The sequence below is a fragment of the Bradyrhizobium ivorense genome (assembly GCF_900696085.1).
GTDB lineage: Bacteria > Pseudomonadota > Alphaproteobacteria > Rhizobiales > Xanthobacteraceae > Bradyrhizobium > Bradyrhizobium ivorense.
On record NZ_CAADFC020000028.1, the window covers coordinates 745,288 to 764,089 of the forward strand.

Below are 18,802 nucleotides of genomic sequence, written 5' to 3' on the forward strand. Positions count from 1 at the left end.
CCGGTCAGCGCGGCAACAGATTGGTCTTGGCGAGATCGAGCACCTCGTCGCCGCGGCCGCTCATCACGGCGCGCAGCACCCACAGGCTGAAACCCTTGACCTGCTCCAGCGTGATGGTCGGCGGCATCGACAGTTCCTGCGTCGCGGTTACGACGTCGAGCACCGCCGGGCCATTATGCGCGAGCACGTCGCGGACCGCGCCCTCGAGCTCGCCGGGATCCTCGACCCTGATGCCGTGAATGCCCATGGCGCGGGCCATCGCCGCGAAGTCGGGGTTCTTCAGATCGACCCCGGTTTCGATGAAGCCGGCGGCCTTCATCTCCAGCGCCACGAAGCCGAGCACGCTGTTGTTGAAGATCACGACCTTCACCGGCAGCTTGGCCTGGGTCAGCGTGATCAGGTCGCCCATCAGCATGGCGAAGCCGCCGTCGCCCGACATCGAGACCACCTGCCGCCCAGGCTGCGCCGCCTGCGCGCCGATCGCATGCGCCATCGCATTGGCCATCGAGCCATGCACCAGCGAGCCGATCAGGCGGCGCTTGCCGTTCATCTTGAGATAGCGCGCCGACCAGATCGTCGGGGTGCCGACATCGGCCGTGAACACCGCGTCCTCGGAGGCATTTTCGCTGAGCAGGCGGGCGAGATATTGCGGGTGGATCGGCTTCTGGCCCGGCGTGCCGCGAGCGAGATCGTCGAGGCCGGCGCGGACATCCTTGTAGTGCGCCATGGCGGCGTCGAGATGCTTGCGCTCGGTCTTGGGGTTCAGCTTCGGCAGCAGCGCGGCGATGGTCTCGTTGACGTCGCCAACGATGCCGAGATCGAGCTTGCAGCGGCGGCCGAGATTCTCCGGGCGGATATCGACCTGCGCGATGCTGACATCGGTCGGGAAGAACTGCTTGTAGGGAAAATCGGTGCCCAGCATCAGCAGCACGTCGCAGGCGTGCATGGCGGCATAGCCGGAGGAGAAGCCGATGAAGCCGGTCATGCCGACATCATAGGGGTTGTCGTACTCGACATATTCCTTGCCGCCGAGCGCGTGCACGATCGGGCTCTTCAGCGCCTCGGCGAGCTTCATCAGGTTGTCGTGGGCGCAGGCGCAGCCGCGGCCGCAGAACAGCGTGACCCGCCGCGCGCCGTTGAGCAGATCGGCCAGCGCCGTCAATTCGGCGTCGGCCGGCCGCACCACCGGCGCCGGCGGCAGCAGCCCGGCATTGGGCGAGATGTTGCGCTTCGGCGCCGGCTTGAACGCGACATCGCCCGGCAGCACCAGCACGGCGACGCCGCGCTTGCCGACCGCGGCGCGGATCGCGTTCTCCAGCATGTAGGGCAGCTGCGACGGATCGGACACCAGCTCGCAATAATGGCTGCATTCGCGGAACAGGTCTTGCGGATGGGTCTCCTGAAAATAGCCGCCGCCGATCTCCGCGGATGGGATCTGCGCCGCGATCGCCAGCACCGGGGTGCGGCTGCGATGCGCGTCGAACAGGCCGTTGATCAGATGCAGATTGCCCGGACCGCAGGAGCCGGCGCAGACCGCAAGCTCGCCGGTGAGCTGGGCCTCGGCGGCCGCGGCAAAGGCCGCCACCTCCTCGTGGCGCACATGCAGCCAGTCGATCGTGCCGCGCTTGCGCAGTGCCTCGGTCAGGCCGTTGAGGCTGTCGCCGACGATGCCGTAGATGCGCTTCACGCCGGCCTGGGCAAGGGTTTCAGCGATGAGGTCGGCGACGTTGTCGATCCGCATGAGACTTGTCCTTTGATGAAACTCGAGAACCGCACGGGGGACATGATGTTCGGCGGCCTCGCACCGCGCAAGCCTCGCCGGATCACATTCGTGCGGATCCGCCGATGCGCGGCAGCTACTGCGCCGTCACCATTTGAGGCACGAGCCGGCCGGCCATCGTCTCGATCTCGGACAGCACGAGATCTGCGGCCATCTGCTGCACCATGTGGCCGACGCCCGGCAGCACGGTCAGCTTCGCGTTCGGCGCGGTGACAGCGAGCGGGCGGGAATGGATGGCGGTCGAGACCGTCTTGTCGACGGCATCGCCCGCAATGATCGAGATCGGCGCCTTGATCTCGGCGTAGCGCGGCGCCTGCGCGATTACCGCGGCTTTCAGCGTCACCAGATCGCGCGCATTGGCGATGAACTCGCGCGGCCGCAACAGCAGCAGCGTGGCGCTGTCGCGGATAAAATCGGCGGGCACCGGCTGCGGCGCGAACACGCCGCGCACGCCTGCCTCCGCGACCAGCCAGCCGAGCGGCAGCGTGATGGTGTGCGCGAGCAGCGGCCCGATCAGCGGCGTCGAGATCACATTGTTGTAGCGGCCGGCGCCGCCGCGCCACGGATAGGCGACCGGCGCGAGCAGCACGAGACCGGCGACCCGGTCCGGCTGATCCAGCGCCATGCGCAGCGCGAGCGCGCCGGCCCAGGAATGCGCCACCACGAGCGCGCGGCCGACGCCGAGCTTGCCGAGCGCCTCGATGATCATGCGGCCCTGGATTTCGGGCGTGGCTTCCTCGACGCGGTCGCGCGTGCTCCAGCCATGGCCGGGACGATCGATCAGGATCACGCGATGATTTCGCGCCAGCCGCTCGCCCAGCGGATGCTGCATGACGCGGAGGTTGGAGCTTGCGCCATGCAGCAGCACGATCGGCGGGCCGACGGCGTCCCGCGGGCCGAGCTCGACGACGTGCAGCCGGCCGCCGGCCACATCGACCAGGCGGCCCTGAGGTGGAAACGCGCGCTCAATCATTGCCGAGCCGACTTGCGTCGCCAGCACGAGCGCGGCGACCGCAAGCACAACGATCAAGACAAGCATCACGACGATCGGGGAAATCCTGCGCACCGAAAAAGTTACGGCGGGAGCACCGGCCGGTTTCGATGCTACCCCGCTTTAACGCCCGAAGTCCAATTGGCAGGGTGATGCGGCTACGAGACGGGCTTCGAGTCGCGCCGCCTGGGCGGCCGCGGTGGTGGCGGCGGAGGCGCGGCCGGCTGCAATGTCACAATTACCGGATTGGGCTTGTGATCGAGTGCGGCGCCGGTCGCCGCGTCGACACCCATACCGACCACGCCGCCGAGCAACAGATTGCCGGCGAAACCGGCACCGCCGGATCCGCTGATATCCTTGGTCAGCGGGATGATCTGCTGTTGATAGCCTTCCTTGCTGACCGTCACGACGATGTCGGCGTTGCGCTTCGCCTGAATCGCGCACGGCGTCACGCAGGCCGTCGGCACTTCCAGTCCCGCAATGTCGGCCGTCGCACCTGATGGCGTCGAGGCGATCGAAATGGTTTCTGTGGTGCCGCGCGTCACAGAGGCACAGCCGCCCAGCGCGACGCAAAGCGCCGCCGCAATCATCTGCTTCATAAAATATGCATTCCCCCAGCCCGCCACAGCTGTGGCGCAACCTGTGGGAGAAGGCAATCAACCTTTAGCCTAAGTGGGTGTGGGACAGGAGGTCTGTTGCGACCCAGCATCAACGCCCAGCGCGAGGCGCGCAGCGGTTTCCGCGGTTGTCCACAGTACCCCCAGCCTGTGGATAGCGGGTTCATACCAGCGTCATTAACGATTCCATAGATTGCCCGCGGCAATTTTGCCATCAGCGGCGAGGCTTCATCCAAACCGGGACGCTTCCTATCTTGTGCACTGTATCCACAGGAACCGGCGTCCTCACGACGAGTTCAACGGGAATAATCGGAGGAGTACCATGATTTCCGACCCTAGCGATGCGGCAATCGACCAGATCGTGGCAAGCTGCAATGGCGACCTGCGCGGCGCCCTGAAGGCACTGCTGCTCGTCAATGAGCATCTGGAGGCGGAGCTACAGCAGTTCTACGCTGCCGCCGCCCAGGATAGCGCACCCCGCGGCAAGTTCCTGCACTAGCGCGCCTCGTCGTCGTCGCCTTCGCGGGACAGGTCGTCCTTCGGACAGGCGCCGACCGTCGAGCGGGCAAGCTTCCGCATCCGCCACTGAGGGTTCGCCCCCGAACCAGGTGTCGCCGTCGATCACCGGATTGGTCCTGACGATCGGACAGCGGCCTGTGGCGTGATTTCCGACCACCGAATAAGGGCTGTCGGCGAGGCACAGGTTCCGGCTGCGAGCATCATCGCGCTGGCCAGCAGCAACCATGTCAGGGCTTTGCTGCCCAATGTCGGCCGGCAAGCCGCCGCACGCAATCAGATGTCGCGGCCTTCGACCTTTTCGGAGAGCTGCTTGACCATGTCCGGCACCTTCTCGAGGAAGGGATCGACCGCCAGCGCCCTGCGGAACGCGTCCAGCGCCCGCTTCTCGTCGCCGAGGTCCTGCATGATCATGCCGACGCCCGCCAGCGCGCCGAAATGGCGCGGTTCGCGCGACAGCACCTGCTGCAGGTCTTCCAGCGAACGGACATAGTCGTTCTTCAGGTAATACAGCGTCGCGCGCCGGTTCCAGGCCTCGACATAGTCCGGCCTGAGCTTGATCACGGCGTCCAGCAGTTTGAGCGCGACATCGATATTCTGGGCGTCGATCGCCGCCTTGGCGCGGGTCATCAGCAGCGCGGCGGTGTCGCTCGGGGTCTGCAGCCACAGCGCCCAGATCCGCGCCTCGACATGACGGGCGCTGTCTTCATCGGGCGCGGCCTTCAGCGCGCCGAACAGGAAATCCAGCCCGCGCGAGCGGTCGGCCGGAACCTTGGGCAGCTTGGTCGGGGCTTCGGGTAGCTTCTTCTGGGTCCGCGGCGGTGGGATCACGCGGGGATCGCCCTGCGCAGCCGCGGCAACAGGCATCGCCATCAGCGCGGCGAGGACGATCGCCAGCCGGCGGTGGTTGGTCCCAGGAAGTCTCAAACGCATGGGGCAAGTCTAGACGCGCAAACGCGCGCTGCAAAGCAGCGCGGCGTCAAAGACCTGTGAGGAGCGCAGTTCGGGGCCCGAAACGGGCCCGCCGATCAACCCTGGCGCGCCTTGAAGCGGCGCTGAACCTTGTTGATCACGTAGACGCGGCCCTTGCGGCGGACCAGGCGGTTGTTGCGATGACGACCGCGCAGCGACTTCAACGAGTTACGGACCTTCATGGGACCAATCCTGTTGCTTCGAAAGGCCCGTGTTGGAGGCCGTACCGATCCATGCCACGACCGATCGATGGCAAAGAGCGGCGAAAATGGATTTATCCCGACAAGCGGCCCTGCCGCCCGGGACGGGGCGGTTTCTAAGCCATCGGACCGGCAACTGTCAACCGAAACGGGCCGATCTTCACCGCCCGGCTGGAACCCGGTCAGATGGCTTGCCCGCGATTAGAAACGGCCCTTGCGAAATTCGTTATATATTATAATCATTATCCGACGCCACCAATCAGGCCGCCGGGGAAACCGCCATGCCCAAGCTCAAACTGCCCGATATCGAAAAAGTCGTCGCGATCGACATCCACACCCATGCCGAGGAGCCCTGCGGCATGCATGGCGACGACGGCTATGACGACTTCCAGGCCCAGATGGCGGAGTATTTCAAATCGCCGCACAAGCATCCGCCGACCGTGCCGGAGACCGCGGCCTACTACCGCGCCAAGAACATCGCGGCGGTGATCTTCCCGGTCGATGCCGAGCGCGAGACCGGCTTTCGCCGCTACAAGAATGAGGAGATGCTGGAGATCGCCTCCGACCATCTCGACGTGCTGATCCCGTTCGTCTCGATCGATCCGCACAAGGGCAAGCTCGGGGTGCGCGAGGCGAAGCGGCTGATCGAGGACTACGGCGTCCGCGGCTTCAAATTCCATCCGACCATGCAGGGCTTTTACGCCAATGACCGCATGGCCTATCCGCTCTATGAGGCAATCAATGACGGCGGCGCGATCGCGCTGTTTCACACCGGCCAGACCGGCGTCGGCTCGGGCATGCCCGGCGGCATGGGGATGCGGCTGAAATACTCCAACCCGATGTACATGGACGACGTCGCGGCCGACTTTCCCGACCTCAAGATCATCCTCGCGCATCCCTCCTTCCCCTGGCAGGAAGAGGCGCTGTCGGTCGCGACCCACAAGCCGAACGTCTATATCGACCTCTCCGGCTGGTCGCCGAAATACTTTCCGCCGATTTTGGTGCGCTACATCAACTCGATCCTGCAGGACAAGATGCTGTTCGGCTCCGACTGGCCGGTGATCACGCCGGACCGCTGGCTCGCCGATTTTGCAAAGCTCGACATCCGCGAGGAGATCCGGCCAAAGGTCCTGAAGGCCAACGCGCGCAAGATTTTGGGGATTTAAGGGAGTATCATCGGCGGCACGCTAAAGCATGATCCGGAAGCGAGGCGGTTTTTCCGAAAAGATCATGCTTCAAGCAAAGAGCTAAAGCGCGATCCCGATCGCGCGTTAGCGGGGCAGCCGATGACGAACTGCGCCGGACTTGCCACCCTCCTCACCGTGCTCCTGGTCGGGAGCGCGGGCGGCAAGCCTGCGGCGGCGGCGGAAATCCCTGCCGCGCTGGTCGAGCTCGAAAGCCCGCTGACCAACACGCAGCCATTGCAGGGCCTGTTGCGGTGGCCTGAGCGACCGGGTCTTTTGCCCGCCGTGGTGTTGCTGCATGGCTGCAGCGGCCTGTGGCGGGAGCTCGACGAGCGTTGGGGCAAGCGGCTCGCGGCCTGGGGCTATGTGACGCTCACCGTGGACCGCTTCGGCCCGCGCGGCATCAGCAACACCTGCATCGGCGGCGTTCCGGCGGCAACGATTCACGACGCCTATCGCGCGCTGAGCTTCCTGACCAGGCAATCCCAGGTCGATCCGGAACACATTGCCGTGGTCGGCTTTTCCCAGGGCGGATGGCTCGCGCTGCTCTCGGTCGAGCGCGGCGCGATCGAGCGCTACGCGACCGAAAAATTCCGCGCCGCCGTCGCCTTCTATCCGCGCTGCCTCGGCATCAAGGGCAACATGACGGTGCCGACCCTGATCATGGTCGGCGAGCTCGACGACTGGACGCCGGCGCAGGAGTGCCGGAACCTGGCCGAAGGCCGCGACGATGACGGCATCTCGCGCCAGCAGGGCCTCGGCTATCCGATCCAGCTCATCGTCTATCCCGGCGCCTACCATGGTTTCGACGTGCCGCAATACCGCACGCCGGGGCGGTTACTCGGTCATCTCCTGGAATTCAACGAGCAGGTCCGCGATCAATCCATCGACGCTCTCAGGAAATTCCTGTATGCGACGATCGGCGGACAAGAGAAAACACAATGACCATCAAAGCTGTTGTCTTCGATGCCTATGGCACGCTCTACGATGTCCAGTCGGTGGCCGATGTCACCGAGGACGCCTTTCCGGGCTATGGCGACATCATCACCCAGATCTGGCGCATCAAGCAGCTCGAATATTCCTGGTTGCGAACGCTGATGCGGCGTTACCAGGATTTCTCCGTCGCCACCCGCGACTCACTGGCCTACACGCTGCGCAGCCTCGGCCTGCAATACGACGATGCGACGTTCGCGCGCATCATCGACAAGTATCAGCACCTCGCGCTGTATCCGGATGCGGTCGCCGCGCTCGAGGCGATGAAGGACAGGAAGCTCGCGATCCTCTCCAACGGCAGCCCTGACATGCTCAATGCGCTGGTGCGCAACTCAGGTCTCGACCGGCTGCTCGATGCCACGATCAGCGTCGATGCGCACAAGGTGTTCAAGCCGGCGCCCGAGGCCTACACGCTGATCGAAGAGGTGCTGAAGGTCGCACCCGCAGAGGTGCTGTTCATCTCCTCCAATCCGTGGGACGCCTGCGGCGCCAAGGCGTTCGGCCTCAACGTCGCCTGGATCGAGCGGGTGACGCCGGAAGCGATGGCGCTCGCCTGCGTCGAGAGCGAAACCGTCGCCCCGTTGACGATGTTCAAGGCGTTGCGTACCCAGATGGACGAACTCGGCGTCGCGCCCGATCACCGCATCCACGGCCTCTCCGAGCTTCCCGCTTTGGTGTCTGCCAAATCCTGAATCTTCAAGGTCCTGAAATCATATGAGTCTCGAGTCCGTTCGCGCCTTCTTCGCCGAGAAGGCGCCCGACATTGCCGTGATCGAATCCAGCGTGAGCTCTGCGACTGTCGTGCTGGCAGCGGAGGCCTATGGCGTCGAGCCGGCGCGGATCGCCAAGACGCTGAGCCTGCGCGTCGGCGACCGCGTCGTGCTGATCGTCGCCAGCGGCACCGCGCGAATGGACAACAAGAAGGTGAAGGCGATGTTCGGCGGCAAACCGAAGATGCTCGGCCTCGACGAGGTCGCCGAGATCACCGGCCACGAGGTCGGCGGCGTCTGCCCGTTCGGGCTGAAGACGCCGCTGCCGGTCTATTGCGACGTGTCGCTGAAGGCGTTCGACATCGTGGTGCCGGCCGCCGGCTCGACCCACAGCGCGGTGCGCATCACACCCGACCGGCTGGCGGAATTGACCACCGCCGAGTGGGTCGATGTCTGCGAAGTCAGAGCCTAGCGCGACAACAGGTTGGTTCGGTTAGTCCGACGGCATTCTCAGTGCACCTCTCCCGCTTGTGGGGGAGGTCGGATCGCATCGATCGATGCGATCCGGGTGGGGGCTCTCTCCGCTAGTCATGTTGCGGAGAGAGCCCCCACCCTAACCCTCCCCCGCAAGCGGGAGAGGGGACGCAACTCCGATGCAGGTACTACTCGGCCTCGAGGTTAATCGTCGTCATCATCGTATGATGGCCGCGGCGGCACAGGCTGTACCTGCGGCGCGCGCGGGCGCTGCTGATACTGCGGCTGCGGCGCGCGCCCCTGCGTCCGCGGTTGCTGCTCGGCCTGCTGTTGCGCTTGCGACTCGAACACCGCGCGGCAGGAACTGCCAAGCCGTGCCGTGTTCTGCCGCAGGCAGGCGACGATGCGGTTGGTGTCGGGAATCTGGTCGCCGCACAGGCGCATCACGTCGGGCGTGCACGCCATCTGCTGTTCCCAGGTTCCGCGATATTCTTGCGCGAGCACAGGCGTCGCGGCGGCCGCGCCGCCGATGACGATCGCCAGGCTCAGCACCATCCGATGCATTTGCATGCCGCGTCCCCTCATCCGATTCATGAAGCGCGCGGAAGTTCCGCGTCGCATTCGCGCTAATGCTGGCAAATGAATGCGGCCAAGGATCGTTTCAAGGATCGATCTCAAGCACAACTAAATGTGAAGAAAATCGTGAGCAGGTTCCCTACTCGACCTTGCCAATCTTCTTCACCGCCGCGATCAAGCGCGCGCTGTCGGCTGCAACAAATTTTGAAAACTCCGGCGCGTCGAGATAGGCGACCGGGCTGCCGGCGGTCTCAAACGTCTTGATCACCTCCGGCGCCTTCACGCCCTCGGCCATCGCCTCGCGCAGCCGGGACATGATCGGCGCCGGCAGCGCGGCCTGCGCGAACAATCCCGCCCAGATGTAGAACTCGACATCCTTGTAGCCGAGTTCCTTGAAGGTCGGCAGCTCCGGGAAGCTGGCGATCCGCTCATTGCCCCAATTGGCGAGCACGCGCATCTTGCCGTCCTCGACCTGCTGCTTCAGCGTGCCCGGCGCCGACGCCAGCGCCTGTACGGTGCCCGAGAGCAGCGCGGTGAGCGCGGGCCCCGCGCCGCGGAACGGCACGTGCAGCAGTCTGATTCCTGCGCTGGCGGCGAACATCTCCATCGCGACATGCAGCGTGCCGTAGGGGCCGGACGAGCCGTAGGGAATCTGGCCCGGGCGCTTCTTCGCATCGTCGACGAACTCCTGCAGCGTTTTCCACGGCGCCGAGGCCGGCACTGCCAGCAGCGTCGGATCGGCGAGGACGCGCGCGACCGGCGCGAACTGCGAGACCTCATAGGCGACCGGGCGATCGAACAGGCGGTCGGCCTCCGGCAGCACCGCGAGCGACGACAGCGTCATCAGCAGCGTGTAGCCGTCGGGCTCGGCGCGCGCGGCCTGCGCATTGCCGATCGATCCGCCTGCCCCGCCGGCGCGGTTGTCGACGATGCAGGGTTTGCCGAGGATCCGCTCCAGCGCCGCCGCCACCGGCCGCGCCGCGAGATCGGCCTGGCCCCCGGCCGGAAACGGCACGATCATCGTGATGTTGCGGGTGGGATAGGCCGCTTGCGCGAAGGCGGAGTTTGCGAGCGCGGTGTGCGCAAGCGGCAATGTGGCAGCAGCGCGCAGAAGTTCGCGGCGGTTCATCGAAGTTTCTCCCCGGCGGTTTTTGCCGTTGTGGGGAGAGACTAGCCGCAATCCGTAGGGTGGGCAAAGCGAAGCGTGCCCACCATTCACTCTCCGTACTTTCCTTGGATCTCCTTCATATCCCCACCCCAATCCGCCTGAAGCAGTCCGCGTTCGACGTAGCGGTGGAAGCTGCTGTACGGCCAGTCCGCGACGCGCACGACATGGCCGTGCTTGACCGGGTTGAAATGAGTATAATCGACGTGGCGCTCCAGATCGGTATCGTCGCGAATGGCATGCTCCCAGAAGCGTCGCCGCCAAATTCCTTTCTCGCGTTTTGTAATCTTACTCGGAGATCGCGGCTCTTCCTCGAATCCACGCGAGAAGCCACTCTTGATCAAGCTCCATCTCGTCGAAAAATCCGCATCCCCTTCGGGCAAAGCCCAGACTGCGTGAATATGGTCAGGTAGGATACAGATTGCGACCGTCTCGAAGGGACGGCGCTCGCGCACGATCCGATAGACCTTCCTCAACCGTTCCACCTGGTCGATCAGCAATGTGCTCGATCGATCCGCGAGGACGACGGTAAAGAAGAAAGTGCTGCCTTCTATCCTGGCGCGTCGATATTGCGGCATGACGTCGAGTATCCCCGAGGATGGTGGGCACGCTACGCTTTGCCCACCCTACGAAGTTCGTTTCTTGCCCTTGGCAAAATGCTTCGCCAAAAAATCCGCGAGCACTTCCACCCGCGCGGGGCGCGGGCCGCCGGGCGGGGTGACGAGATGGACGGCGCCTTCGGGTTGCTTCCAGCCCTTGAGGATCACCTCGACCTCGCCGCGCGCGATCGCGTCGCCGACGATGAAGTCGGGCAGATCGGCGATGCCGAGGCCGGCGACCAGCGCCGGCATCACGGCCTCGCCATTGTTGACCCGCAGCTGCCCCGCGGGACGCACATTGGCCTGCTCGCCTGACGCGTTGGTGTATTGCCAGACGCCCTGGGTCGAGAGGTAGGCGTAGCCGAAGCATTTGTGATCGGCGAGATGCATCGGATGCGTCGGCCGCCCGTGGCGCTTCAGATAGGACGGCGCGGCCACCGTGTAGCGCGGCATCGCGCAGAGCCTTCGCGCGATCAGCGAAGAGTCCGGCAGCCGCGCGATGCGCAGGCCGGCATCAAAACCCTCGCCGATCAGGTCCACCGTCGCATCGCTCAGATGCAGGTCGATCGAGACCTCCGGATAGGCCTCCATGAACTCCGGCAGCAGCGGCGCCACCGTCTTGATGCCAAAACTCATCGGCACCGCGAGCCGCACCAGCCCTCGCGGCGTGGTCGATTGCGCCAGCGCCTCGTTCTCGGCGGCCTCGCCGTCGGCAAGCAACCGCGCCGCGCGCTCCGACAGTTTCTGGCCGGCATCGGTCAGCGCCAGCCGCCGCGAGGTGCGGTTGAACAGCCGTGCGCCGAGCCGCTCCTCCAGCCGGCTGACCGCCTTGGAGACCGTGGCCTTGGACAGCGACAGCTCGGTCGCGGCCGCCGCAAATGACCGCAATTCCACGACTTTTGCGAAAATCGCGAGCGCCTCGAAGTCCGGCAGTTTCGGCATGGGCAGTGGTCCCGTTGCTCAATATAGGAAACAATGAGTTTCGATAGTTTCTATTTCTATATCACAGCGGGAGGCATATCCAAGAGCCAACAGAACTTAACCCATGGAGAAATCCAATGACCAAGAAGCTCTCAGGCAAGGTTGCCCTGGTCACCGGCGGCTCCCGCGGCATCGGCGCTGCCAGCGCCCGGGCGCTCGCCGCCGAAGGCGCCAGTGTCGCGATCAGCTACGTCGCCTCGCCGGAAAAGGCCGAGGCGGTCGTCACCGAGTTGAAGGCGAGCGGCATCGATGCCCGCGCCTACAAGGCCGACCAGGCGTCATCATCCGACGTCGATCAGTTGGTGAAGACCGTCGCCAAGGATTTTGGCCGGCTCGACATTCTCGTCAACAATGCGGGCGTTGCCAATGGCGGCGCGGTCGATGATCCGAAGGCCGATACCGCCAACCTCGCCCGCCAGGAAGCGATCAACATCGACGGCGTGATCACTGCGATCCGCGCAGCCTCCAAGCTGATGGGCGAAGGCGGCCGCATCGTCACCGTCGGTTCGATGCTGGCCGATCGCGCCTCGTTCCCGGGCCTTGCCGACTACGTCGCCACCAAGGCGGCGGTCGTCGGCTACACCAAGGGCGCGGCGCGCGACCTCGGACCGCGCGGCATCACCGTCAACGTCGTGCAGCCGGGTTCGATCGACACCGACATGAACCCGAAGGACGGCGGCGAGTTTGCCGAGACGCAGCGGTTGCAGCACGCGCTGCAGCGCTTCGGCCGCCCGGAGGAAGTTGCCGCCGGCGTGCTGTTCCTGGCGAGCCCGGAAGCCTCCTTCGTGACCGGCACTGTGCTCAACGTCGACGGCGGCTTCGGCGCCTGATCGAAAAATTCCGAAGGATGCCGGGCGCAATTCGCTCGGCCCCTCCGCAAACATTCCAATGAAGGAGACATCACAATGATCGAACTGAGACCATTCGCAAAGCTCGGCGGAGCCGATCACGGCTGGCTGAAGGCGAAGCATCACTTTTCGTTTGCGAGCTACTACGATCCCGACAATGTGAGCCACGGCGCGCTGCGCGTGTGGAATGATGATGAGATCGCACCCAACAGCGGCTTCCCCGCGCATCCGCACGCCAACATGGAGATCATCACCTATGTCCGCGAAGGCGCGATCACGCACCAGGATTCGCTTGGCAACAAGGGACGCACCGAAGCGGGTGACGTTCAGGTGATGAGCGCCGGCAGCGGCATCCGTCACTCCGAATACAATCTGGAACCGTCGAAGACCAAGATCTTCCAGATCTGGATCGAGCCGACCACGAGGGGCGGCCAGCCGACCTGGGGTTCAAAGCCGTTCCCGAAGGCCGACCGTTCCGGCAAGCTCGTCACCATCGCCTCGGGTTTTGACGGCGACGCCGATGCGCTGCCGATCCGCGCCAAGGCGCGGGTGCTCGCCACCACGCTGAAGGCCGGCGAGAGCGCGGAGTATGCGCCCGACAAGGCCCGCCACCTCTATCTGGTGCCGGCAGCCGGCAGCATCGAGGTCAACGGCGTGCGCGTCAACGCACGCGACGGCGCCGCGATCCGCGACGAAGCCACGCTGAAGATCACCGCGCTCGAGGATGCCGAGCTCGTGCTGGTCGACGCGGCGTAACCACCCTTCCACCACTCCATGCGCGGACAAAGCTCCGCGCATGGACCTCTCCCAAAACCCCCTCCCCCTGAAAACCTGAAAGGAAGCCATCATGGCCAAGGTTCTCGTCCTCTACTACTCCGCCTACGGTCACATCGAGGCGATGGCGAATGCCGTCGCGCAAGGCGCCCGCGAAGCCGGCGCCACCGTCGATATCAAGCGCGTGCCCGAGCTGGTGCCGGCCGAGGTCGCGAAAGCGTCGTACTACAAGCTCGACCAGGCCGCGCCGATCGCCAAGATCGATGACCTCGCCAACTACGATGCAATCGTCGTCGGCACCGGCACCCGGTTCGGCCGCATGTCCTCGCAGATGGCCAATTTCCTCGACCAGGCCGGCGGCCTGTGGGCCAAGGGCGCGCTGCACGGCAAGGTCGGCGGCGCCTTCACCTCGACCGCGACCCAGCATGGCGGCCAGGAGACCACGCTGTTCTCGATCATCACCAACCTCCTGCATTTCGGCATGACGGTGGTCGGCCTCAACTACGGCTTTGCCGGCCAGATGAAGCTCGACGAAATCACCGGCGGCGCGCCCTACGGCGCCACCACGATCACCGGCGGCGACGGCAGCCGCCAGCCGAGCGAGAACGAGCTCGCCGGCGCACGCTACCAGGGCCGCGTCATCGCCGAGACGGCCAAGAAACTTCACGGCTAAGCTGCACCGCCGATGCGTCGGGGCGGCATGCTCGTTCGGGACTGCCGCCCTGCCCTCGCGCCATCCGCATGTTCACCCTTCAATGATAGAATACAGGTCGCATAGCAGCGCCCGGGAGTTTTGCCATGACCAACACTGCGAAGAAGAACCGCTGGCCGGAACTGCCGACCGCGGCGTGGCGTGACACCAGCCTGACGCTCCAGCTCTGGACCCAGATCGCCGGCAAGATCCGCCTGACGAAATCGCCCTGGCTCAACCATTCCTGGCACGTCACGCTCTATGTCACGGCGCGCGGATTGACGACCTCGCCGATCCCGGACGGCGATCGCACCTTCCAGATCGACTTCGATTTCATCGATCACGTGCTGCGTATCTCGACCAGCGACGGCACCGAACGCCAGTTCGCACTGGCCGGACAATCGGTCGCGAGCTTCTACGCAGCGATCATGGCCAGCCTGAAGGACCTCGGCATCGAGGTTGCGATCGACGAGATGCCGAACGAGCTGCCCGATCCCATCAGGCTTTCGCAGGACACCCAGCACGCATCCTACGATGCCGATGCGGTGCGCTGCTTTCACCAGATCCTGGTGAACTGCGACCGGGTCTTCAAGCGCTTCCGCACCGGCTTTCTCGGCAAGGCCAGCCCGGTGCATTTCTTCTGGGGCAGTTTTGATCTCGCGGTCACGCGCTTCTCGGGTCGCCTCGCGCCGCGGCATCCCGGCGGCGTGCCGCATTTGCCTGACAGCGTGGCGCACGAGGCCTATTCGCACGAAGTCAGCAGCGCCGGCTTCTGGCCGGGCGGCGGCGCCATCGATTATCCCGCGTTCTATTCCTACGCCTACCCGGAGCCGCCGGGCTATCGCAGCAAGCAGGTCGGGCCCGCTGCGGCGTTCTTCAGCGAGGCGCTCGGCGAATTCATTCTGCCCTACGACGCCGTGCGCACCGCGGCCGATCCCGACCAGGCGCTGCTCGAATTCCTGCAGTCGAGCTATGAGGCTGCCGCGATCAGCGCCAACTGGGATCGCGGCGCGCTCGAATGCGCGCCGGGGCAGCCCGGTGTGGTCAGAAAGATCTAGCCGAGATCGCGCGCGGACGCCTTGCCGGCCGCTCAGTCCTCTTCACGCGACGGCGCCGTCTTGCCGAGCGCCTGCTTCAGCCGCGCGGTGAGCTTTGGATAGCGGCGCAGCGCCAGCACGGCGCGGTCGCGCAGGGCATGCGGCCGGCCGCGCCAGCTCAGGGATGCGCTGACATCGACCAGCGGCGTCCGCTGCGGTCCGAAGCGCCGCTTGTAGCTGTAGTTGCCGATCGAGAAATCGAACTCGCGCACGCCATCCTTGTGCAGCGCTGCGATGGTGCGGTCGATGATCAGCCGGCCCGGCGAGCAGGTCGACCATTTCTCGCCCGCATTGCTGATGCGGATCATGACGTAGCGCGAGCCGGTGCGGATGCCGAGCAGCGTCGCCACCACCTCGTCGCCTGCCGTGAGCGCGGTCATCAGCGCATAGCCACGAGCGGTGCCTTCGCGCACCAGGTCGCGATAGAACGCGGCGCAATCCTCGTTGTCGAGCACGTAGTTGATTCCGAGGCCTTCCAGCCGCGTGCCCTGTTGCACCTCCGTCACCGCGAGCAACCCCAGCGCCTCGTCGGTATCGGTCGCGACCTTGAAGGCGGCGGACGGTTCGCGCGTGAACACGCGCCAGCTCCGGCCCAGCTCCTTGCGAACCTTCCTGTCGAGCTCGTAACGCCAGGCCTCGTAATCGTCACCCATGGTGAGCAGATTGCCGTTGACGATCGACGGTCCGGCGCCGTCGAGCAGCGCCAGCGGATTGGGACGCCCGGCAAGCCTTGGCGGCATCTTGCGCAGACGGATGATATCTGCACCGCCGTTAGATTTGCGCAAAGCGGCCTGCAGATCGCGCCACAGCCGCCGTGCCGCGGCGACGTCGCGCGGAGCGGCCGGGCCGAGCAGCGGCGCGTTGAAATCGGTGAGATTGAGGTCGGCGAATTCCACGACGCGGAGGCGGCCCTGCCGGTGGCGGATCAGCGGCAGCAGCGCCGCGCGCTCGCCGCTCGATGCATCGGTAATGACGGCGATCAGCGGATCGACGCCGTCGGTCGCCGCGAAGGCCCGATACCACGACGCATACCATTGCGGATGCTGGAACGCGGTCGGCGGATCGAACGGGCCCCAGCGCGCCACCGCCTGCGCCCAATCGGAAACCAGCTCGACGCGGAAGCCGACCGCGTCGGAGGATGCCTGCACCCCGAACTTTTCGGCCGCCGTCAGCACCGTCATGTCAGCACCTGCGTCCCGCGCCACGACTTATGCCGCTTCCAGCGCCGGCTTCGGCAGGTCGACGATCTTGCCGAGATCGGTCTCGTCGAGACGGAAGTCGATCGCGCGCCGCACCGCGCGCTCGCGCTTCACCCATTTGCCGTCACGCAGCAGCTTCTGCATCACCTGCTTGGCGAAGAACACCGGCCCGCGGATGCTGCGGTTGCGCGGCGCGTAGCCGAATCTGTGACGCAGCATGCCGTTGGCCAAATGCAGGATCTGGGCGCGGCGGATGTCGTCGTTCACATAGGAGATCGTCATCGAGATGTTCACGGTGTCGAGGTTCTCGACCCGGTGCGGCGCATTGAGCGGCCAGTTCAGCATCTGGCCGGGCTCGAGATCGATCACCTTGGCGTGCCAGTCGTACCAGGGCTCGTAGGGGATATCGACCTCGACATCGAACAGCGCGATGTTCTCCAGGTGCTCGGGCCGGATGAACGGCTTGGTGTTGGGATAGATGTAGACGCGCTTGCGGCCGGAAATCTGCACCAGGCCCTGGCCCGGCAGATCGGCGTGGTAATAGACCTGCGCGTCGGGCGACGAGATCAGAATGCCGGCCTGGTGCGTCGGCGCGTCGAAGCCCGGCACCCTGGCGGCGATCTCGCCGAACATCTGCTCGATCATGTCGCGGTAGCGGCGATCGACCGCGGTGACGTTGCGCAAATTGAGCCACAGCCCGCCGCGCGAGATCGCCTCGATCACCTCGCGGCCGCACAGCCTGCCGATCTCGCCCTCGCGCCACACCCGGCTCGATCCCTTGGCGCCGGTCTTGACCAGGCTGTAATGCTCGCGCGGGTAATGCTCGATCAGTCTGGCGAGATCATCCATCGAGAACGCCGGCTGCTTGTGCATGGCGTGCTCGAGCCGGATCGGCGCATGGCCCCACAGCTTGGAATGCTTGTCGTCCCAGTTGGTGAAGATCCGGCCTGTCGTCATTGTCGCGCTCCTGGTGCTGCGCCATTTCGCTTCATCCGATGTCCCGTTCCGGGACGTGCGGACGGCTTTGAGCTAGGGATTGGCAAGATCGGTGCCGCCCTGTATGCGACGCCGCTTACCGGAAGCTAATGTCTCGGCGATATGGCTAACCGCGACGCCGACACCGGCCAACGAGAACCGATAACAGGCACGATGACGCCAAAATCCCGATATCGGGCGCTGTTTCTCGACGCCGGGCCGCAGATGCAATGCGGCGTCGGGCAGTTCACACGCCTCGCACAGGCGACGCTCGAGAAGATCGAGCCCGGCGCTAGCACGGTGTTAACCCTGACCCAGAGCGATGGGACGATCGGCGAGATCTGGCGCGCAGTCGGCAGCGCCGAGAGCGTGGTGTGCAACTTCCCGATCGTGGCCTGGAAACGGGTGATCGTCCGGCCGCTGCTGGCGCTGCTGTTCGCGCGGCTGCGGCGGCGCAAGGTTGTCCTGATCCAGCACGAATGGGCCGGCCTCAACACGCTGCGCCGGCTGACCTACATCCCGGCTCTGTGGCTTGCCAGCAGCATCGTGATGTTCTCGCCGCTGGTGCGGCGTGAACTCGCCGACGATCGCCTGATGCGCGGCATGCTGCGGAAATGCGTGCTGGCGCCGCTGCCGCCCAACATCGAGGCGCCGGCCGGCATCGCGGACTCGATGCTGCTGCAGCGACTCGTTGCCGCGCGTGGCGACGGCCGGCTCATCATCGGCCATTTCGGCTCGCTCTATCCGGGCAAGCAGCCGAACGCGCTGCTGGCGATCGGCGCGATCCTGAAGCAGCGCGGACTGCGGCCGCTGGTCATCTATATCGGCTCCTTCATCCGCGGCGTCGACAATATCGAGCAGAAATTCGACGGACGGGTTGCCGAGCTCGGCTTGAAGGGCGACGTGATCGTCTCCGGCTATATCGGCTCCGATCACGAGGTGTTCGGCCTGCTCGGCGAGGTCGATGTGTTCTGCTACCCGCTCAACGAGGGCCTGACCGCGCGGCGCTCGAGCGTGCTGGCCTGCGTGCAGTCCGGCCGGCCGCTGATCGCCACCGGCCCGGCGCTGCCCGACGAATTCGACCACCATCCGCGCTTCAAGGAATTGATCGACCGCGGCGCCGTCCAACTGGTGCCGCGCGACGCCGACAGCATCGCCTATGCCGACCGGATCGTCGCGGCGCTGAAGCGGCCGACGGTGCCGGTGCCATTCGACTTCGAGGGCTGGTGGACCGACGTGGCGAAGGCGATCCGCGCACAGCTGTGAAGGATTCGCTCGGGAACTCGCCGCCGCAGGGGCGCGCCGCCGTTATCGACAAAACAACCCCATGCAAAGTAGCCGCCGGCGGCTGCCGGCGCTCGACCAGACGCCGCTTGACACGTCGGGCAAGTCAGGGGTAATCTTCCAATATTCCGAAATCTCGCCGCCTTCGTCGGCGCCAACTAGGCCGTGTACCCATA

Annotated in this window: 21 protein-coding genes; 10 read left to right on the forward strand and 11 right to left on the reverse strand. The window is 65.3% G+C overall.

Features of this window, described 5'->3' with window-relative positions:
* Window positions 1-4 precede the first annotated feature (4 nt).
* From poxB to CI41S_RS34645, 3 genes are all read right to left on the reverse strand, one after another.
* Window positions 5-1,741 carry a ubiquinone-dependent pyruvate dehydrogenase gene (poxB, locus tag CI41S_RS34635; protein ID WP_139863479.1) on the reverse strand — a complete coding sequence of 579 codons (1,737 nt, stop codon included), beginning with the start codon at window positions 1,739-1,741 and terminating at the stop codon, window positions 5-7.
* A 115-nt stretch (window positions 1,742-1,856) separates the two neighbouring features.
* Window positions 1,857-2,819 (reverse strand): alpha/beta fold hydrolase, encoded by a 963-nt coding sequence (locus CI41S_RS34640; protein ID WP_139863480.1) that lies wholly within the window; start codon window positions 2,817-2,819, stop codon window positions 1,857-1,859.
* Between the two features lie 110 nt (window positions 2,820-2,929).
* On the reverse strand, window positions 2,930-3,370 hold the full coding sequence (locus CI41S_RS34645; protein ID WP_139480695.1) for a PEGA domain-containing protein: 441 nt from the start codon (window positions 3,368-3,370) through the stop codon (window positions 2,930-2,932).
* A 340-nt stretch (window positions 3,371-3,710) separates the two neighbouring features.
* Here CI41S_RS34645 and CI41S_RS43865 point away from each other — a divergent pair, with 340 nt between their 5' ends.
* Entirely contained in the window at window positions 3,711-3,887 is a 177-nt protein-coding gene (locus CI41S_RS43865; RefSeq protein WP_172626676.1) for a hypothetical protein, read from the forward strand.
* A gap of 293 nt (window positions 3,888-4,180) precedes the next feature.
* Here CI41S_RS43865 and CI41S_RS34655 read toward each other — a convergent pair whose 3' ends face one another.
* Together CI41S_RS34655 and ykgO are read right to left on the reverse strand one after the other, a co-directional pair.
* Window positions 4,181-4,837, reverse strand: a complete 657-nt coding sequence (locus CI41S_RS34655; protein ID WP_139480696.1) for a tetratricopeptide repeat protein — start codon at window positions 4,835-4,837, stop codon at window positions 4,181-4,183.
* 95 nt (window positions 4,838-4,932) lie between these two features.
* Window positions 4,933-5,058 carry a type B 50S ribosomal protein L36 gene (gene ykgO / locus CI41S_RS34660; RefSeq protein ID WP_002718645.1) on the reverse strand — a complete coding sequence of 42 codons (126 nt, stop codon included), beginning with the start codon at window positions 5,056-5,058 and terminating at the stop codon, window positions 4,933-4,935.
* A 299-nt stretch (window positions 5,059-5,357) separates the two neighbouring features.
* On the opposite strand from ykgO, the gene CI41S_RS34665 reads away from it, so the two are divergent.
* The 4 genes from CI41S_RS34665 to CI41S_RS34680 all read left to right on the forward strand — a co-directional run bounded on the left by CI41S_RS34665 (window position 5,358) and on the right by CI41S_RS34680 (window position 8,435).
* The gene (locus CI41S_RS34665) at window positions 5,358-6,242 is read left to right on the forward strand and encodes an amidohydrolase family protein (RefSeq protein ID WP_139863481.1); all 885 of its coding nucleotides are present in this window, start codon (window positions 5,358-5,360) and stop codon (window positions 6,240-6,242) included.
* 120 nt (window positions 6,243-6,362) lie between these two features.
* Window positions 6,363-7,205, forward strand: a complete 843-nt coding sequence (locus tag CI41S_RS34670) for a dienelactone hydrolase family protein (protein WP_139863482.1) — start codon at window positions 6,363-6,365, stop codon at window positions 7,203-7,205.
* Window positions 7,202-7,945, forward strand: a complete 744-nt coding sequence (locus CI41S_RS34675) for a haloacid dehalogenase type II (RefSeq protein WP_139863483.1) — start codon at window positions 7,202-7,204, stop codon at window positions 7,943-7,945. Before CI41S_RS34670 ends, CI41S_RS34675 begins: the two co-directional genes overlap by 4 nt.
* A gap of 22 nt (window positions 7,946-7,967) precedes the next feature.
* Window positions 7,968-8,435 carry a YbaK/EbsC family protein gene (locus CI41S_RS34680; protein WP_139863484.1) on the forward strand — a complete coding sequence of 156 codons (468 nt, stop codon included), beginning with the start codon at window positions 7,968-7,970 and terminating at the stop codon, window positions 8,433-8,435.
* Between the two features lie 206 nt (window positions 8,436-8,641).
* Here the strand turns inward: CI41S_RS34680 and CI41S_RS34685 are convergent, their stop codons facing one another.
* From CI41S_RS34685 to CI41S_RS34700, 4 genes are all read right to left on the reverse strand, one after another.
* Window positions 8,642-9,001, reverse strand: coding sequence for a hypothetical protein (locus CI41S_RS34685; protein WP_430650058.1), 360 nt, complete (start codon window positions 8,999-9,001; stop codon window positions 8,642-8,644).
* 151 nt (window positions 9,002-9,152) lie between these two features.
* Window positions 9,153-10,142, reverse strand: coding sequence for a Bug family tripartite tricarboxylate transporter substrate binding protein (locus tag CI41S_RS34690; RefSeq protein WP_139863485.1), 990 nt, complete (start codon window positions 10,140-10,142; stop codon window positions 9,153-9,155).
* 86 nt (window positions 10,143-10,228) lie between these two features.
* Entirely contained in the window at window positions 10,229-10,756 is a 528-nt protein-coding gene (locus CI41S_RS34695) for an REP-associated tyrosine transposase (protein ID WP_139863486.1), read from the reverse strand.
* 48 nt (window positions 10,757-10,804) lie between these two features.
* Window positions 10,805-11,719 carry a LysR family transcriptional regulator gene (locus CI41S_RS34700; RefSeq protein WP_139863487.1) on the reverse strand — a complete coding sequence of 305 codons (915 nt, stop codon included), beginning with the start codon at window positions 11,717-11,719 and terminating at the stop codon, window positions 10,805-10,807.
* Between the two features lie 116 nt (window positions 11,720-11,835).
* Here CI41S_RS34700 and CI41S_RS34705 point away from each other — a divergent pair, with 116 nt between their 5' ends.
* The 4 genes from CI41S_RS34705 (at window position 11,836) to CI41S_RS34720 (ending at window position 15,129) form a co-directional block, all read left to right on the forward strand.
* The gene (locus CI41S_RS34705; RefSeq protein ID WP_139480704.1) at window positions 11,836-12,588 is read left to right on the forward strand and encodes an SDR family NAD(P)-dependent oxidoreductase; all 753 of its coding nucleotides are present in this window, start codon (window positions 11,836-11,838) and stop codon (window positions 12,586-12,588) included.
* A gap of 75 nt (window positions 12,589-12,663) precedes the next feature.
* Complete coding sequence (locus tag CI41S_RS34710) at window positions 12,664-13,362, forward strand: pirin family protein (protein ID WP_139863488.1); 699 nt, start codon at window positions 12,664-12,666, stop codon at window positions 13,360-13,362.
* Window positions 13,363-13,453: 91 nt separating this feature from the next.
* Window positions 13,454-14,053: an NAD(P)H:quinone oxidoreductase gene (wrbA, locus tag CI41S_RS34715; RefSeq protein WP_139863489.1), complete on the forward strand. Its 600-nt coding sequence runs from the start codon at window positions 13,454-13,456 to the stop codon at window positions 14,051-14,053.
* A gap of 125 nt (window positions 14,054-14,178) precedes the next feature.
* Window positions 14,179-15,129, forward strand: coding sequence for a DUF5996 family protein (locus tag CI41S_RS34720; RefSeq protein ID WP_139863490.1), 951 nt, complete (start codon window positions 14,179-14,181; stop codon window positions 15,127-15,129).
* 32 nt (window positions 15,130-15,161) lie between these two features.
* Here the strand turns inward: CI41S_RS34720 and CI41S_RS34725 are convergent, their stop codons facing one another.
* Window positions 15,162-16,349, reverse strand: a complete 1,188-nt coding sequence (locus tag CI41S_RS34725) for a GNAT family N-acetyltransferase (protein ID WP_139863491.1) — start codon at window positions 16,347-16,349, stop codon at window positions 15,162-15,164.
* A 27-nt stretch (window positions 16,350-16,376) separates the two neighbouring features.
* Window positions 16,377-17,324 (reverse strand): cupin-like domain-containing protein, encoded by a 948-nt coding sequence (locus CI41S_RS34730; RefSeq protein WP_139863492.1) that lies wholly within the window; start codon window positions 17,322-17,324, stop codon window positions 16,377-16,379.
* 192 nt (window positions 17,325-17,516) lie between these two features.
* On the opposite strand from CI41S_RS34730, the gene CI41S_RS34735 reads away from it, so the two are divergent.
* Window positions 17,517-18,608, forward strand: coding sequence for a glycosyltransferase family protein (locus CI41S_RS34735; RefSeq protein ID WP_139863493.1), 1,092 nt, complete (start codon window positions 17,517-17,519; stop codon window positions 18,606-18,608).
* The last annotated feature ends 194 nt before the right edge of the window (window positions 18,609-18,802 follow it).

Coding starts and splice junctions, on each gene's coding strand:
- poxB (WP_139863479.1), bottom strand. CDS start 1,741: ATGCGGATCGACAACGTCGCCGACCTCATCGCTGAAACCCTTGCCCAG.
- CI41S_RS34640 (WP_139863480.1), bottom strand. CDS start 2,819: ATGCTTGTCTTGATCGTTGTGCTTGCGGTCGCCGCGCTCGTGCTGGCG.
- CI41S_RS34645 (WP_139480695.1), bottom strand. CDS start 3,370: ATGAAGCAGATGATTGCGGCGGCGCTTTGCGTCGCGCTGGGCGGCTGT.
- CI41S_RS43865 (WP_172626676.1), top strand. CDS start 3,711: ATGATTTCCGACCCTAGCGATGCGGCAATCGACCAGATCGTGGCAAGC.
- CI41S_RS34655 (WP_139480696.1), bottom strand. CDS start 4,837: ATGCGTTTGAGACTTCCTGGGACCAACCACCGCCGGCTGGCGATCGTC.
- ykgO (WP_002718645.1), bottom strand. CDS start 5,058: ATGAAGGTCCGTAACTCGTTGAAGTCGCTGCGCGGTCGTCATCGCAAC.
- CI41S_RS34665 (WP_139863481.1), top strand. CDS start 5,358: ATGCCCAAGCTCAAACTGCCCGATATCGAAAAAGTCGTCGCGATCGAC.
- CI41S_RS34670 (WP_139863482.1), top strand. CDS start 6,363: ATGACGAACTGCGCCGGACTTGCCACCCTCCTCACCGTGCTCCTGGTC.
- CI41S_RS34675 (WP_139863483.1), top strand. CDS start 7,202: ATGACCATCAAAGCTGTTGTCTTCGATGCCTATGGCACGCTCTACGAT.
- CI41S_RS34680 (WP_139863484.1), top strand. CDS start 7,968: ATGAGTCTCGAGTCCGTTCGCGCCTTCTTCGCCGAGAAGGCGCCCGAC.
- CI41S_RS34685 (WP_430650058.1), bottom strand. CDS start 9,001: ATGCATCGGATGGTGCTGAGCCTGGCGATCGTCATCGGCGGCGCGGCC.
- CI41S_RS34690 (WP_139863485.1), bottom strand. CDS start 10,142: ATGAACCGCCGCGAACTTCTGCGCGCTGCTGCCACATTGCCGCTTGCG.
- CI41S_RS34695 (WP_139863486.1), bottom strand. CDS start 10,756: ATGCCGCAATATCGACGCGCCAGGATAGAAGGCAGCACTTTCTTCTTT.
- CI41S_RS34700 (WP_139863487.1), bottom strand. CDS start 11,719: ATGCCGAAACTGCCGGACTTCGAGGCGCTCGCGATTTTCGCAAAAGTC.
- CI41S_RS34705 (WP_139480704.1), top strand. CDS start 11,836: ATGACCAAGAAGCTCTCAGGCAAGGTTGCCCTGGTCACCGGCGGCTCC.
- CI41S_RS34710 (WP_139863488.1), top strand. CDS start 12,664: ATGATCGAACTGAGACCATTCGCAAAGCTCGGCGGAGCCGATCACGGC.
- wrbA (WP_139863489.1), top strand. CDS start 13,454: ATGGCCAAGGTTCTCGTCCTCTACTACTCCGCCTACGGTCACATCGAG.
- CI41S_RS34720 (WP_139863490.1), top strand. CDS start 14,179: ATGACCAACACTGCGAAGAAGAACCGCTGGCCGGAACTGCCGACCGCG.
- CI41S_RS34725 (WP_139863491.1), bottom strand. CDS start 16,349: ATGACGGTGCTGACGGCGGCCGAAAAGTTCGGGGTGCAGGCATCCTCC.
- CI41S_RS34730 (WP_139863492.1), bottom strand. CDS start 17,324: ATGACGACAGGCCGGATCTTCACCAACTGGGACGACAAGCATTCCAAG.
- CI41S_RS34735 (WP_139863493.1), top strand. CDS start 17,517: ATGACGCCAAAATCCCGATATCGGGCGCTGTTTCTCGACGCCGGGCCG.